This is a genomic window from Streptococcus oralis, assembly GCF_019929345.1.
GTDB lineage: Bacteria > Bacillota > Bacilli > Lactobacillales > Streptococcaceae > Streptococcus.
Window position 1 is genome coordinate 1 of sequence record NZ_JAHZPJ010000006.1, and the last position, 13,093, is coordinate 13,093.

The following is a 13,093-nucleotide window of genomic DNA, read 5'->3' on the forward strand; positions in this document are numbered from 1 at the left end:
ATAACAAACGAATCAAAGTCAAACTAAAAGGACTTAGTCCTGTGCAGTACAGAACTAAATCCTTTCAATAATTATTTGTCCAACTTTTTGGGGTCAGTACAGGTACCTTCATGCTTACTGTTGTTTGAAGGAAGAGTGGCGTTTTTTCAAATTGTCTAGAATTAGGAATTATCACCTAACAACTGAAACTGTGAAGCAGAAAAATGTGCTGGATTCCGTTGATAGTTCAGATCAAGTGGCACATCAAATCGAAGTTTCCTTGAAGTTTAGTCCCAAGCTTGCTTTCCGGGTTTATGAAGATTTTTCAGAAGATGAGATTAGCTTGGGGAAAGATGGATGTTATTATGTCAAGACAGTCCTACCAGAGCATGATAGTCTGTATACTTACCTCCTGTCTTATCTAGATGGGGTGGAAATACTCGCCCCAAATCATCTGAAGAAGGAATTGCTTTCTAGATTAGAAAAAATCCAAAAACTTTACAAACCTTGACAAAAGATGTCAGGGTTTTGGTGCTATACTAGAGATAGAAAGGAGAAGAACCAAATGAAATACGAATGGAGAAAAGAAGCTAAAGCTCTTTATCAAGTGAAGGCTAAGCCCACTATATTGCAGGTATCTGGTCAATCCTATATCGTGATTGATGGTAAAGGCGATCCAAATCAAGAAGATTTTTCAGAACGAGTAGGAGCCTTATATGCCTTAGCCTATGCGATAAAGATAAAGTATAAAAAAGCTCCTCTGGATGAGGTTTACACTGATTTTACGGTCTTTCCTTTAGAAGGTATCTGGAAAAAGGAGAAGGAGGGAGAGCTGGTAAAAAGTGAGCTTTCTTATAGTATTATGATTGGGCAACCCGATTTTATTACGAGAGAACTATTTGAAAAAGCTTTGGAAGAGGTCAAAATCAAGAAGCCAAATCTTCTTTATGAAGCTATTCGTTTTGAAATGATAGAAGAAGGCCAAAGTCTTGCTATGCTTCATATAGGACCTTTTGATACTGAAAATGAGACTTTTGCAGAGATGGAGCGTTTTTGTCAACTTCATAAGCTAAAAAGAACTTCGGAAATCCACCGAGAAATCTATCTCAGTAATCTTCATCGAACGGAGCCAAGCAAATTGAAAACAATTCTTCGCTATCAAGTTCAAGAAGAGAATTAAAAAAAGAACAGGAAATCTTGTTTCCTGTTCTTTTTATGAGATTTATTCTTCTATTTCAGAAGCAATCTCTTCTGTTTTCTCAGTTTTTTTGGCAGATTTGATTTGAATATTGCCATTGCTTGTCATAACTGCCTTGAGGGCTTTCTCACTTGGATTTTCAAGGTAGAAGTCTGTTATGGCATCCTCGATATGGTCTTGAATGGTGCGGCGGAGTGGACGTGCCCCCATTTTTGGATCATAACCTAGGTCAACTAACTTTTCCTTGACCTTGTCTGTTACATCAAGGTGGATGCTGTTGCTAGAGAGGCGTTTGTTGACATCCGCTAGCATTAGTTCGACGATTTGGAGGAGGTTGTCCTTGCTGAGAGGTTTAAATTCGATAATGCCGTCAAAACGGTTCATAAACTCTGGGCTAAAGAAGTTGCCGAGTTCACCGAGAACAGAGTTGGTTCGACCTTCACGAGCAGCCCCAAAACCAACGCTGGCTTCGGCCTTACCAGTACCTGCATTTGAGGTCATAATAATGATAGCATCCTTAAAGCTAACTGTTCGTCCCTGCCCATCTGTCAAACGACCATCGTCTAAGACTTGAAGGAACATGTGCATCACATCTGGATGGGCTTTCTCAACCTCATCGAGAAGGATAAGTGAGTAAGGATTGCGACGAACTTTTTCCGTTAACTGACCAGCTTCATCATAGCCGACATAACCTGGAGGGGCTCCGACTAATTTAGCCACACTGTGTTTTTCCATGTATTCGCTCATGTCAAAGCGAATCATGCTGTCAGCAGAACCAAAGAGTTCAATGGCTAGTTGTTTGGAAAGTTCTGTCTTACCGACACCAGTTGCTCCGACAAAGAGGAAGCTTCCGATTGGGCGGTTAGGAGTTCCAAGTCCAACACGATTACGACGGATGGCCTTGGCAATCTTATCGACAGCTTCATCTTGACCAATGACATGAGCTTTGAGGTCGTCTGCTAGATGGATAAGCTGAGACTGTTCTTTTTCTTTGAGTTCTCCGACAGGAATATTGGTTTTCTGCTCAATGATATGTTCAATGGTTTTCTCGCTAATGATAGGAGTATCTTGGTCCGTCACCTTGTTTTTCTGCATTTCCTTGTACTTGGCAATCTGATCGCGGAAATAGGCAGCCTTTTCAAAGTCTTCCTCTCGTGTAGCCTGAGCCTTGAGATTTTCAGCCTCAATCAAGCGCTGATCAATCACTTTAGGATCAACAAAGTTCAGTGTCAGATTCATCTTAGAACCAGCTTCATCCAACAGGTCAATAGCCTTGTCTGGCAAGAAGCGATCTTGGATGTAACGATTGGAAAGAGTAGCAGCTGCTTCGATGGCAGCATCAGTATACTTGACGTGATGGTAGTCTTCGTATTTCTTTTGAACCCCTTTGAGGATGGTAATGGTTTCTTCGACAGTTGGTTCATCTACCTTGACAGGTTGCATACGGCGTTCGAGGGCAGCATCTTTTTCAATGATACGGTATTCATTGAGAGTAGTGGCACCGACCAGTTGCAATTCACCACGGGCAAGGGCAGGTTTGAGAATATTTCCTGCATCCATATTGCCATCGCCAGCAGATCCTGCACCAACAATTTCATGGATTTCGTCGATAAAGAGGATGATGTCCTCACGTTTGCGGATTTCTTCCATGAGCTTTTGCATACGTTCTTCAAATTGGCCTCGAATCCCTGTTCCCTGGACTAGACTGACCACATCCAGACGGATGACCTGCTTGCCTTGGAGTTTATGGGGGACATCGCCATCGACAATCTTCTGAGCTAGACCTTCGACAACGGCTGTTTTACCGACACCTGGTTCTCCGATAAGGACAGGATTGTTCTTGGTTCGACGGTTGAGGATTTCGATAACGCGGATAATCTCCTCATCTCGACCTATAACAGGGTCAATATCTCCCCGACGAGCAATCTCAGTAATATTGATACCATATTCCTCTAGGAGTCCTCTTTCTTGGCTAGGAGGTGTTTGAAGTGGGCCTCGATTTTGAGGCCCATAACCACCGTTTCCTCCATATCCCCCACCAGATTGAGTTGGAGGGACGTCATTAGAAGAAGGTTTGAAATTGTTCAAATCATTGAAAAAGTCGCCGAAAGGATCAAAGTCATGATTATTTAAGTCAGTCATTCCTTTAAAGAGGGTATTATTTGGATCTGTTTTGATAATTTTATAGCAATTTTGACAGAGATCAATTTGCTTTTGCTGTCCATTGATATTGGTATACAGATGAATTGTTGAGTCGTTTATTTTACAGTTTTGACAGAGCATACATCTACCTCATTTCATTCTTATTCTTGACCTAAGAAAAAAGGTCAAGAATAGTCAAAGTTTTATACTCTCATTATAGCATGATTAAGGTGTAAAGCAAGTAAAAAGATTGGGAAGTGGTCGTTTTTAAAAGAGGGATTTATGGAGAATTAAGCGACTTGAAGGTAAGAAAAAATCCCATTTGCGGTGACAAAAAGGATTCTCATTCATCGGGACTTACTGCCCGTTGTTTTTATATTAGTAAAGGAGTTCGTAAATCTCCATTGCAATCAAATCAATGCTATCAAAGGTATAGGTTTCACGAGCTTCTACATCGCGAAGGGTGAAGAGTGATCCGTTTTCTTCGTCATGGCTGTATGCAACTTCTGCGACAACAACACCTTCACGTTCAAAATTACGTTTTAGATTTCCACCATCTTTTGTCATTGCTTCTAGGCGGTTAATGATTCTAACCAAATGTGATTCCATTTTGATTCTCCTCCATTTCTTATCGTTTCTATTTTACCATAAACAAGAGGTAGTTGACTAGAAAAAAACTGTGATTTCTCTCTATTTCTCCATTATATCAAGTTAATTGTTAAAATTAGAGAAAAAAGATTGCATTTTAATTCAATTCATGTTATAATCATACAATCCAATGCATAGAAAGTTGATTAAATATGAATTTTTCTTTTTTACCAAAGTATTTACCATATTTTAACTATGGTGCTCTGATTACCGTATTGATTTCCATCTTTGTTGTCTGCTTAGGGACCATTATAGGTGTGTTACTGGCCTTTGCCCAACGTTCACGCTTTAAACCGCTCGTTTGGTTTGCAAATGTGTATGTTTGGATCTTCCGTGGTACTCCAATGATGGTTCAGATTATGATTGCCTTTGCTCTTATGCATATCAATGCTCCGACTATTCAAGTGGGAATTTTAGGAGTTGATCTTTCTCGTTTGATTCCTGGTATTCTGATTATTTCTATGAACAGTGGTGCTTACGTTTCAGAAACTGTTCGTGCGGGGATCAATGCGGTTCCTAAAGGGCAGTTAGAGGCTGCTTACTCTCTTGGTATTCGTCCGAAAAATGCCATGCGTTATGTCATTTTGCCACAAGCTATCAAGAATATTCTTCCAGCTCTAGGAAATGAATTTATCACCATTATCAAGGATAGTTCCCTCTTGTCTGCGATTGGGGTGATGGAGTTGTGGAATGGTGCAACGACAGTAGCAACAACAACTTATTTACCGTTGACTCCCCTTTTATTTGCAGCCTTTTACTACTTGATTATGACCTCTGTTTTGACAGTGGCGTTGAAAGCATTTGAAAAACATATTGGACAAGGAGACAAGAAATAATGACAGAAACCTTGATTAAAATTGAAGAACTACATAAGTCTTTTGGGAAAAATGAAGTTTTAAAAGGCATCAACCTTGAGATTAAACGAGGAGAAGTTGTGGTTATTATCGGTCCGTCAGGGAGCGGGAAGTCAACTCTCCTTCGTTCGATGAATCTCCTTGAAGAAGCAAGTAAAGGCAAGGTTATCTTTGAAGGAGTTGATATCACAGATAAGAAAAATGACCTTTTTGCCATGCGTGAAAAGATGGGTATGGTATTCCAACAATTCAACCTCTTTCCCAATATGACAGTGATGGAAAATATCACTTTGTCACCAATTAAAACCAAAGGTGAAAGCAAGGAGGTTGCGGAGAAAAGAGCACAGGAACTGTTAGAAAAAGTTGGCTTACCAGATAAGGCGACAGCTTATCCTCAGAGTTTGTCAGGTGGTCAGCAACAACGGATTGCCATTGCACGTGGACTTGCTATGGAACCAGATGTTTTGCTTTTTGATGAGCCGACTTCAGCTCTAGACCCTGAGATGGTTGGAGAAGTTCTAGCTGTTATGCAAGACCTCGCTAAATCAGGGATGACTATGGTGATTGTGACTCATGAAATGGGCTTTGCGCGTGAGGTAGCAGACCGTGTCATCTTTATGGCGGATGGAGTTGTTGTCGAAGATGGTACACCAGAGGAGATTTTCGATCAAACAAAAGAACAACGGACCAAGGAATTTTTGAGTAAGGTTTTGTAACACCTCATTTTTAGAAGAAATGGAGTAGGCATCATGGCTTCCAGTAAAGAATATTTAGATTTTATTATCGAACAGCTATCAGAGCTAGAGGAGATGAGTTATCGTCCAATGATGGGAGAGTATATCCTTTATTATCGTGGGAGGATTATTGGGGGAATCTATGATAATCGTTTGTTACTGAAGCCTGTGAAGGTGGTCATGGATCAACTGGGACAGACTAGGCTTGAACGTCCTTATGAAGGAGCTAAGGAGATGATTTTGATAAAAGACATTGAAGATAAGTCATGTCTAATCAGATTAATCAAGGAGATGTATGAAGTCTTACCGGCTCCCAAGGTCAAAAAGAAAGCATGATAGACTTACCTAGTATAAATAGGCATAAAAGCTCGATAAGGGCTTTTTCTTATAGTTTCAGACTATAAGGTCCATTAGGCAAGAAGTGTTAGAATGGCAAGGTATTTTTTGATATAATAGAGGATATTTGATAGAAAAGAGAAGAGATATGGCACAGATTATTGATGGGAAGGCTCTTGCAGCTAAGTTACAAGGACAGTTGGCTGAGAAGACGGCTAAGCTAAAAGAAGAAACAGGTCTAGTTCCAGGATTGGTAGTGATTTTGGTGGGGGACAATTCTGCCAGCCAAGTCTACGTTCGCAACAAGGAACGGTCAGCTCTCGCTGCTGGCTTCCGTAGTGAAGTAGTGCGAGTTCCAGAGACCATTACCCAAGCGGAATTGTTAGACTTGATTGCCAAATACAATCAAGATCCAGCTTGGCATGGGATTTTGGTTCAATTACCTTTGCCAAAACATATTGACGAAGAGGCAGTTTTATTAGCTATTGACCCCGAAAAAGATGTGGATGGTTTCCATCCCCTAAACATGGGGCGTCTCTGGTCTGGTCATCCAGTTATGATTCCTTCAACACCTGCAGGAATTATGGAGATATTTCATGAATATGGGATTGATCTAGAAGGTAAAAATGCGGTTGTTATCGGTCGTTCAAATATTGTTGGAAAACCGATGGCTCAGCTTCTTTTGGCTAAAAATGCAACAGTGACCTTGACCCACTCACGCACCCATCATCTTGCCAAGGTGGCTGCTAAGGCGGATATCCTTGTCGTAGCTATCGGTCGCGCCAAGTTTGTGACTGCTGACTTCGTCAAACCAGGTGCAGTTGTTATTGACGTTGGGATGAACCGAGATGAAAATGGCAAGCTTTGTGGAGATGTTGATTATGATGCTGTTGCACCACTTGCTAGCCACATCACACCTGTACCGGGTGGAGTTGGTCCTATGACGATTACCATGCTAATGGAGCAAACCTATCAGGCAGCGCTTCGAACACTGAACAAGGATTAGGAAGATGAAATTCGTATTTGATCTGGATGGGACGCTGTCTTTTGACTATATGACCATTGATGAGGAGATTAAGCAGGTTCTTTTAAAGGCTGAAGATTATGGGCATGAGATTGTGTTTGCTTCAGCTCGCTCTTATCGGGATTGTTTGGGTTTATTAGGTTCTGAACTCAGTCAGCGTTTGGTTATAGGTTTGAATGGTGGCGTAGCCTATTATCTGGGGAAGGCTATCTTCGAAAGGAATCTCGATGCTGGAGTTTATCAGGCGCTAGTGGATTATTGCCAGACTTATAATCTCCCTTTTTTTGCAGATGATTGCTTTGACTATAGCGGTCAGATTGTAGAGAAGATTCCATTTTTCTCCAGTGTGGATCCCCTAAAGGTGGCTCGTCATCAGAAACTCGAGGACTTAGGGACTCCGATTAAGATAGTCGTTTATATGGGCGACCACGAGGAGTTGCTTGATGATCTGCTTGGTCAGTTAGAAAGACTAGGACAAGCTCATCTGTCTTATCATGCGCATGAAAAGTGCCTTTATGTCAACCCCTTGGATACTCATAAGGCGACAACTGTTGAAAAGTTATGCGGGGAGAACTTCATCGCTTTTGGAAATGACCAAAACGATATTGAACTGTTTAAGACATCTCTTTATTCAGTTCAGATAGGAGATTTTGCTGGCCTTACTCCATATGCAGATGACACGTTAGAGCTTAAAGGAGCTCCTTCTCCAGCAGTTGCTGCTAAAATCTTACAGACTTTTGCGGAATTTAAGGGAAAATAGTGTAGAAGGAGGACTGAACCTCCTTTTGTAGTATAATGGAGTGAGAGGGAAAAAACGATGAAAGTGATTGATCAAGCTTTATTAGAAAAAGTCATTATTGAACGCTCTCGTCACAGCCATAAGGGAGATTACGGGCGTCTGCTCTTGCTGGGAGGGACCTATCCTTATGGGGGAGCTATCATCATGTCAGCCATTGCAACTGTCAAAAGTGGAGCAGGGTTGGTGACTGTTGGTACGGATAAGGAGAATATTCCGGCTCTGCACAGTCATTTACCTGAGGCCATGGCATTTTCTCTTCAAGACCAGCAATTGTTAGAAGAACAGTTGGAAAAGGCAGAAGTTGTCTTGCTTGGTCCGGGTTTGCGAGAGGATACCTTCGGAGAAGAACTCGTAAAACGGGTCTTTGATAGTCTTGGAAGAGACCAGATTTTGATTGCAGATGGTGGTGCTTTGGGCATTTTAGCAAAAGGCCAGTTACCATTCCCATCTAGTCAGCTTATCCTAACTCCCCACCAAAAGGAATGGGAAAGACTGTCTGGTATAGTTCTTGACCATCAAAATACAGAGGCGACTGCTATGGCTCTTTCGGCTTTTCCTCAAGGAACGATTTTAGTTGAGAAAGGTCCAGCGACTCGTATCTGGCAAGCTGGTCAGTCTGAATATTATCAGTTACAGGTTGGAGGCCCCTATCAAGCAACAGGTGGGATGGGAGATACTCTGGCTGGGATGATTGCAGGTTTTGCAGGTCAGTTTGACCAAGTCAGCCTCTATGAAAGAGTGGTGGTAGCGACTCACCTTCATTCAGCTATTGCGCAAGAACTTGCTCAAGAAAACTACCTTGTCTTGCCAACAGAAATTAGCAAGGCACTTCCAAAAGCAATGAAAAAAATATCTCAAAAAGGCAGCTAATACCTTGGTTGTCTTTTTATGTTGATGTAGCTTTGTTGATAAGATTTTCAAATACCTCAGAACCAGCAAACAACTGCTGAACTTACGAGAAATTCTCACTTTTAAGGTCTGGGTTTTTACTCAAACTCACAAGGAAAGTGAGATTGTTATCAAAGTTGAGGGGTGTCAAATCATGCTTTTTTTGATATAATTTTTAATGATGAATGCGAGAAATGATCGGTATGTAGTCGTTGATTTAGAGGCGACCAGCACCGGAAGCAAGGCAAAAATTATTCAAGTAGGCATTGTGGTGATTGAGAATGGTGACATCATCGATCAGTATGCGACCGATGTCAATCCTCACGAACCCTTGGATTCTCATATCAAAGAATTAACAGGTCTGACCGATCAACGCTTGGCTGCAGCACCAGAGTTTTCTCAGGTGGCTGGAAAAATTTTTGAATTGGTTAAGGACGGTATTTTTGTTGCGCACAATGTACAGTTTGATGCCAACCTTCTTGCGGAATTTCTCTTTTTTGAAGGATATGAATTGCGTACACCGCGGGTGGATACTGTTGAGCTAGCCCAGGTTCTGTATCCTCAGTTTGAAAAGTATAACTTAGGTATCCTTTGTCAAGAGTTGGGCATTGAGCTGGAACATGCCCATACTGCCCTGTCAGATGCTCAGGCAACAGCTGAACTTTTGCTTTACATGCGTCAAAAACTTTTTGAGCTACCTAAAGGGCTCTTAGAAAGCTTATTAAACCTTGCAGACAACCTTCTCTATGAAAGTTATCTGGTGATTGAGGAGGTCTATCAGCAACAATCTCTCTTGTCTTCGCCAGACTTGATGGAACTTCATGGGCTTTTCCTCAGAAAGGAAAGCAAATCCTTAGTCCCACGAAAGTTATCCAAAGACTTTGCTAAAAACATTTCTTTATTGGGGCTGGAGGAACGTCCGCAACAGTTGGAATTTGCGGAGAAGATTGAGCAATTACTGGAAGAACATCAGACTTCCTTTATCCAAGCTCAAACGGGACTGGGCAAGACTTATGGTTATCTCCTCCCAGCTTTGAACTTGAAGAGTCAAGCAGGTATCCTAGTGAGCGTTCCGACCAAAATTCTTCAAAATCAAATCATGCAAGAAGAAGGTCAGCGATTAAAAGAGGTCTTCCATCTGGAAATTCATAGTCTCAAGGGGCCTCAAAATTACTTGAAATTGGATGCTTTTCACCGAGTTCTCCATCGATCAGAGTCCAATCGCCTCTTCACACGCTTTAAAATGCAACTGCTCATCTGGCTAACAGAGACAGAGAGAGGTGACTTGGACGAAATCGGGCAGCTTTATCGCTATCAACACTTTCTGCCAGAACTAGTCCACGATGGCAAGCTTTCAAAGAAAAGTTTATTTGCTACAGAGGATTTTTGGAAACGAGGGCAGGAAAAGGCCGAGACCAGTCGCGTTCTCTTAACCAATCATGCCTATCTGGTCACTCGTTTGGAAGACAATCCAGAGTTTGTCGACAACCGTTTGGTAATTTTGGATGAAGCTCAAAAAATGTTGCTAGCTCTTGAAAATCTGGCCCAGCAGGCTTATCGCCTTGAGGAACTTGTAACCCAGCTTGATAAGTCCATAGAGTCAGAAGAAGATTTGATTCAGAAACGCTTGCTTGAAAGTATTGGCTTTGAATGTCGTTACTTGATGGAGCAGTATCAATCAGGTCTTAAGAATGGAAAGTGGTTGGATTCTCTCGAACACTTGCGCCAGCATTTTTCGGAGTTAGCTCTCCCAGAGTATAGAGAGATTGCAAACTTTTTCACCTCGGACCGTGAATTTTGGCTTGCTACAGCAGAGAAATCGAGCAAGGATGTCTTGATTTGTTCAAGTAAAAAAGGCCGCTTTATACTAGCAGACTTATTGCCAGAAGATTGTAGGCTCCTAGGAGTATCGGCCACTCTTGAAATCAGCAATCGGGTTTCCTTAGCAGATTTATTGGGATTTCCGGATTCTCCACTTGTTAGGCTTGATGTAGCAAAACAGGAGCAACAAGAAGTCTTTCTAGTCGATGACTTTCCTCTTGTGACAGAAGTTCCGCCTTTTGACTATGCTAGTGAAGTGGTTTCTGTCATTCGAAGCTTACAGGCCTTTCAAGAACCCTTATTGGTTTTGTTTACTTCAAAAGAGATGTTGCTGGCAGTTTCAGACCTGCTTGACCAACCGCATCTGGCTCAGTATAAAAATGGGGAACCAAGTCAACTGAAAAAACGTTTTGAAAAAGGCGAGCGCCAAATCTTGCTTGGAACAGGTAGTTTCTGGGAAGGGGTTGATTTTTCAACCCATCCTTGCGTGATCCAAGTGATTCCGAGATTGCCTTTCCAAAATCCCCAAGAACCTTTAACCAAAAAATTAAACCAAGAACTGCGTCAAGAAGGGAAAAATCCTTTCTATGATTATCAGTTGCCGATGGCGATCATTCGGCTAAAACAAGCTCTGGGCCGTACTGTTAGACGATCTGACCAGGGTTCGGTTGCTCTAATCTTAGACAGTCGTGTCGTTAGCAAGTGTTACGGCAAACAAATCGCTCAGGCCTTGTCAAAAGAAAGGACCGTTCGGATCCTTTCTAGAGACCAGCTAGAGTCTGCTGTAGCTGATTTTCTCCAATCTCGTCGCAATAGAATGAAAGAAAAATCCAAGAAAGAGAAAAGGTAAAAAATATGAAACGTTCCTTCGACTCTCGAGTCGATTATAGCCTCTTCCTACCAGTGTTTTGTTTACTGGTGATTGGAGTAGTGGCCATTTATATAGCAGTTAGTCATGACTATCCCAATAATGTACTTCCAATACTAGGTCAGCAAATCGCTTGGATTGCCTTGGGTCTTGTCATTGGATTTGTGGTCATGTTCTTTAATACCGAGTTTTTATGGAAGGTGACTCCCTACCTTTATGGCTTAGGTTTAGCCTTGATGGTCCTCCCTCTTGTTTTCTACAATCCAAATCTTGTAGCGTCAACAGGTGCCAAGAACTGGGTATCGATTGGTGGAACGACACTTTTCCAGCCATCGGAATTCATGAAGATTTCCTATATCTTGATATTGGCTCGAGTTATTGTACAATTCACTCAAAAGCACAAGGAGTGGCGCCGAACCATCCCCTTGGATTTCCTATTGATTGGTTGGATGATTGCCTTTACCATCCCAGTCTTGATCCTTCTAGCCCTACAAAGTGACTTGGGGACTGCCTTGGTTTTTGTAGCTATTTTTGCAGGCATGGTTCTCCTTTCAGGTGTTTCGTGGAAGATTATCATTCCAGTTTTTGTAACAGGAGTGACTGCAGTTGCGGGCTTCATGGCCATCTTTATAAGTAAGGATGGACGTGCCTTTTTGCATCAGATTGGGATGCCAACTTACCAGATTAACCGTATTTTGGCCTGGCTCAATCCCTTTGATTTTGCGCAAACAACGACTTACCAGCAGGCGCAGGGGCAAATTGCTATTGGAAGTGGTGGCTTGTTTGGACAAGGTTTTAATGTGTCCAATCTCCTTATTCCAGTACGTGAAAGTGATATGATTTTCACCGTAATTGCTGAAGACTTTGGCTTTATTGGTTCGGTCTTTGTCATCGCTTTATACTTACTTCTCATCTATCGAATGTTGAAGATTACGCTCAGATCAAATAACCAGTTCTACACCTACATTTCGACTGGTTTTATCATGATGTTACTCTTCCATATCTTTGAAAATATCGGTGCCGTGACAGGCTTACTTCCTTTGACAGGAATTCCTCTGCCTTTCATTTCTCAAGGGGGCTCCGCAATTATTAGTAACCTCATCGGTGTCGGTCTCCTCTTGTCTATGAGTTACCAGACCAACCTAGCAGAAGAGAAAAGTGGAAAAGTTCCATTCAAACGAAAGAAAGTCGTCCTAAAACAAATCAAATAAGGAGGCCACTATGGCAAAAGTAGCAGTTATTTTAGCCCAGGGTTTTGAAGAAATCGAAGCCTTGACAGTAGTCGATGTCTTGCGTCGAGCAAACATTTCCTGTGATATGGTAGGATTTGAAGAGCAGGTGACAGGATCGCATGGCATTCAGGTGAAAGCTGATCGTGTTTTTGATGGCGATTTGTCCGACTATGACTTGGTAGTTCTTCCAGGTGGCATGCCAGGCTCAGCTCACCTACGGGATAATCAAGCCCTCATTTCACAGATTAAATCCTTTGACCAAGCAGGAAAGAAAATTGCAGCCATCTGTGCAGCCCCAATCGCTCTTCAACAAGCAGGTGTCCTGAAAGACAAGTACTTCACCTGTTATGACGGTGTTCAGGAGAACATCAGTGATGGAATTTACCGAAAGGAAACAGTAGTTGTGGATGGCAATCTAACAACCAGCCGAGGACCGTCAACGGCTCTTGCCTTTGCCTATGAGTTGGCAGAGCAGTTGGGAGGAGATGCTGAAAGTTTACGAGTCGGCATGCTCTATCGGGATGTCTTTGAAAATCAACAGTAAAACGAGAGTTAAACTCTCGTTTTTGC

At 42.0% G+C, this 13,093-nt stretch carries 14 protein-coding genes; 12 read left to right on the forward strand and 2 right to left on the reverse strand.

The features are described from left to right. The 3 genes from K1I97_RS10240 to K1I97_RS05250 form a co-directional block, all read left to right on the forward strand. On the forward strand, window positions 1-71 hold a 71-nt coding region (locus K1I97_RS10240; RefSeq protein WP_142390880.1), incomplete at its 5' end, for an IS3 family transposase. 2 nt (window positions 72-73) lie between these two features. Further along, the gene (locus K1I97_RS05245; protein WP_223331773.1) at window positions 74-490 is read left to right on the forward strand and encodes a helix-turn-helix transcriptional regulator; all 417 of its coding nucleotides are present in this window, start codon (window positions 74-76) and stop codon (window positions 488-490) included. A 54-nt stretch (window positions 491-544) separates the two neighbouring features. Continuing rightward, window positions 545-1,159: a GyrI-like domain-containing protein gene (locus tag K1I97_RS05250; protein WP_223331706.1), complete on the forward strand. Its 615-nt coding sequence runs from the start codon at window positions 545-547 to the stop codon at window positions 1,157-1,159. A gap of 42 nt (window positions 1,160-1,201) precedes the next feature. On the opposite strand, the gene K1I97_RS05255 is transcribed toward K1I97_RS05250, so the two are convergent. Both K1I97_RS05255 and K1I97_RS05260 read right to left on the reverse strand, forming a co-directional pair. Further along, window positions 1,202-3,460 (reverse strand): ATP-dependent Clp protease ATP-binding subunit, encoded by a 2,259-nt coding sequence (locus K1I97_RS05255; protein ID WP_223331707.1) that lies wholly within the window; start codon window positions 3,458-3,460, stop codon window positions 1,202-1,204. Between the two features lie 237 nt (window positions 3,461-3,697). Next, entirely contained in the window at window positions 3,698-3,928 is a 231-nt protein-coding gene (locus tag K1I97_RS05260; protein ID WP_000443577.1) for a DUF1797 family protein, read from the reverse strand. Window positions 3,929-4,119: 191 nt separating this feature from the next. Between K1I97_RS05260 and K1I97_RS05265 the strand changes: the two genes are divergently transcribed. The 9 genes from K1I97_RS05265 (at window position 4,120) to K1I97_RS05305 (ending at window position 13,067) form a co-directional block, all read left to right on the forward strand. Further along, window positions 4,120-4,803: an amino acid ABC transporter permease gene (locus tag K1I97_RS05265; RefSeq protein WP_002875953.1), complete on the forward strand. Its 684-nt coding sequence runs from the start codon at window positions 4,120-4,122 to the stop codon at window positions 4,801-4,803. Further along, on the forward strand, window positions 4,803-5,537 hold the full coding sequence (locus tag K1I97_RS05270) for an amino acid ABC transporter ATP-binding protein (protein WP_000140925.1): 735 nt from the start codon (window positions 4,803-4,805) through the stop codon (window positions 5,535-5,537). The genes K1I97_RS05265 and K1I97_RS05270 overlap by 1 nt, the downstream gene beginning before the upstream one ends. A gap of 33 nt (window positions 5,538-5,570) precedes the next feature. Beyond that, window positions 5,571-5,891, forward strand: a complete 321-nt coding sequence (locus tag K1I97_RS05275; protein ID WP_223331708.1) for a TfoX/Sxy family protein — start codon at window positions 5,571-5,573, stop codon at window positions 5,889-5,891. A 148-nt stretch (window positions 5,892-6,039) separates the two neighbouring features. Further along, window positions 6,040-6,897, forward strand: a complete 858-nt coding sequence (locus K1I97_RS05280) for a bifunctional methylenetetrahydrofolate dehydrogenase/methenyltetrahydrofolate cyclohydrolase (RefSeq protein ID WP_223331709.1) — start codon at window positions 6,040-6,042, stop codon at window positions 6,895-6,897. Between the two features lie 4 nt (window positions 6,898-6,901). Then, window positions 6,902-7,675 (forward strand): HAD hydrolase family protein, encoded by a 774-nt coding sequence (locus tag K1I97_RS05285; RefSeq protein ID WP_223331710.1) that lies wholly within the window; start codon window positions 6,902-6,904, stop codon window positions 7,673-7,675. A gap of 57 nt (window positions 7,676-7,732) precedes the next feature. Continuing rightward, window positions 7,733-8,584, forward strand: coding sequence for an NAD(P)H-hydrate dehydratase (locus tag K1I97_RS05290; RefSeq protein WP_223331711.1), 852 nt, complete (start codon window positions 7,733-7,735; stop codon window positions 8,582-8,584). 199 nt (window positions 8,585-8,783) lie between these two features. Then, a complete protein-coding gene (locus K1I97_RS05295) occupies window positions 8,784-11,273 on the forward strand; it encodes a bifunctional DnaQ family exonuclease/ATP-dependent helicase (protein ID WP_411575268.1) in 2,490 nt (829 codons plus the stop codon). A gap of 5 nt (window positions 11,274-11,278) precedes the next feature. Next, window positions 11,279-12,502: an FtsW/RodA/SpoVE family cell cycle protein gene (locus K1I97_RS05300; RefSeq protein ID WP_223331713.1), complete on the forward strand. Its 1,224-nt coding sequence runs from the start codon at window positions 11,279-11,281 to the stop codon at window positions 12,500-12,502. Window positions 12,503-12,512: 10 nt separating this feature from the next. Continuing rightward, window positions 12,513-13,067 (forward strand): DJ-1 family glyoxalase III, encoded by a 555-nt coding sequence (locus K1I97_RS05305; RefSeq protein ID WP_223331714.1) that lies wholly within the window; start codon window positions 12,513-12,515, stop codon window positions 13,065-13,067. The last annotated feature ends 26 nt before the right edge of the window (window positions 13,068-13,093 follow it).

What these genes read in the sequence shown, in the direction of transcription:
- K1I97_RS05250 (WP_223331706.1), top strand. Translation starts at nt 545, where the DNA reads ATGAAATACGAATGGAGAAAAGAAGCTAAAGCTCTTTATCAAGTGAAG.
- K1I97_RS05255 (WP_223331707.1), bottom strand. Translation starts at nt 3,460, where the DNA reads ATGCTCTGTCAAAACTGTAAAATAAACGACTCAACAATTCATCTGTAT.
- K1I97_RS05260 (WP_000443577.1), bottom strand. Translation starts at nt 3,928, where the DNA reads ATGGAATCACATTTGGTTAGAATCATTAACCGCCTAGAAGCAATGACA.
- K1I97_RS05265 (WP_002875953.1), top strand. Translation starts at nt 4,120, where the DNA reads ATGAATTTTTCTTTTTTACCAAAGTATTTACCATATTTTAACTATGGT.
- K1I97_RS05270 (WP_000140925.1), top strand. Translation starts at nt 4,803, where the DNA reads ATGACAGAAACCTTGATTAAAATTGAAGAACTACATAAGTCTTTTGGG.
- K1I97_RS05275 (WP_223331708.1), top strand. Translation starts at nt 5,571, where the DNA reads ATGGCTTCCAGTAAAGAATATTTAGATTTTATTATCGAACAGCTATCA.
- K1I97_RS05280 (WP_223331709.1), top strand. Translation starts at nt 6,040, where the DNA reads ATGGCACAGATTATTGATGGGAAGGCTCTTGCAGCTAAGTTACAAGGA.
- K1I97_RS05285 (WP_223331710.1), top strand. Translation starts at nt 6,902, where the DNA reads ATGAAATTCGTATTTGATCTGGATGGGACGCTGTCTTTTGACTATATG.
- K1I97_RS05290 (WP_223331711.1), top strand. Translation starts at nt 7,733, where the DNA reads ATGAAAGTGATTGATCAAGCTTTATTAGAAAAAGTCATTATTGAACGC.
- K1I97_RS05295 (WP_411575268.1), top strand. Translation starts at nt 8,784, where the DNA reads ATGAATGCGAGAAATGATCGGTATGTAGTCGTTGATTTAGAGGCGACC.
- K1I97_RS05300 (WP_223331713.1), top strand. Translation starts at nt 11,279, where the DNA reads ATGAAACGTTCCTTCGACTCTCGAGTCGATTATAGCCTCTTCCTACCA.
- K1I97_RS05305 (WP_223331714.1), top strand. Translation starts at nt 12,513, where the DNA reads ATGGCAAAAGTAGCAGTTATTTTAGCCCAGGGTTTTGAAGAAATCGAA.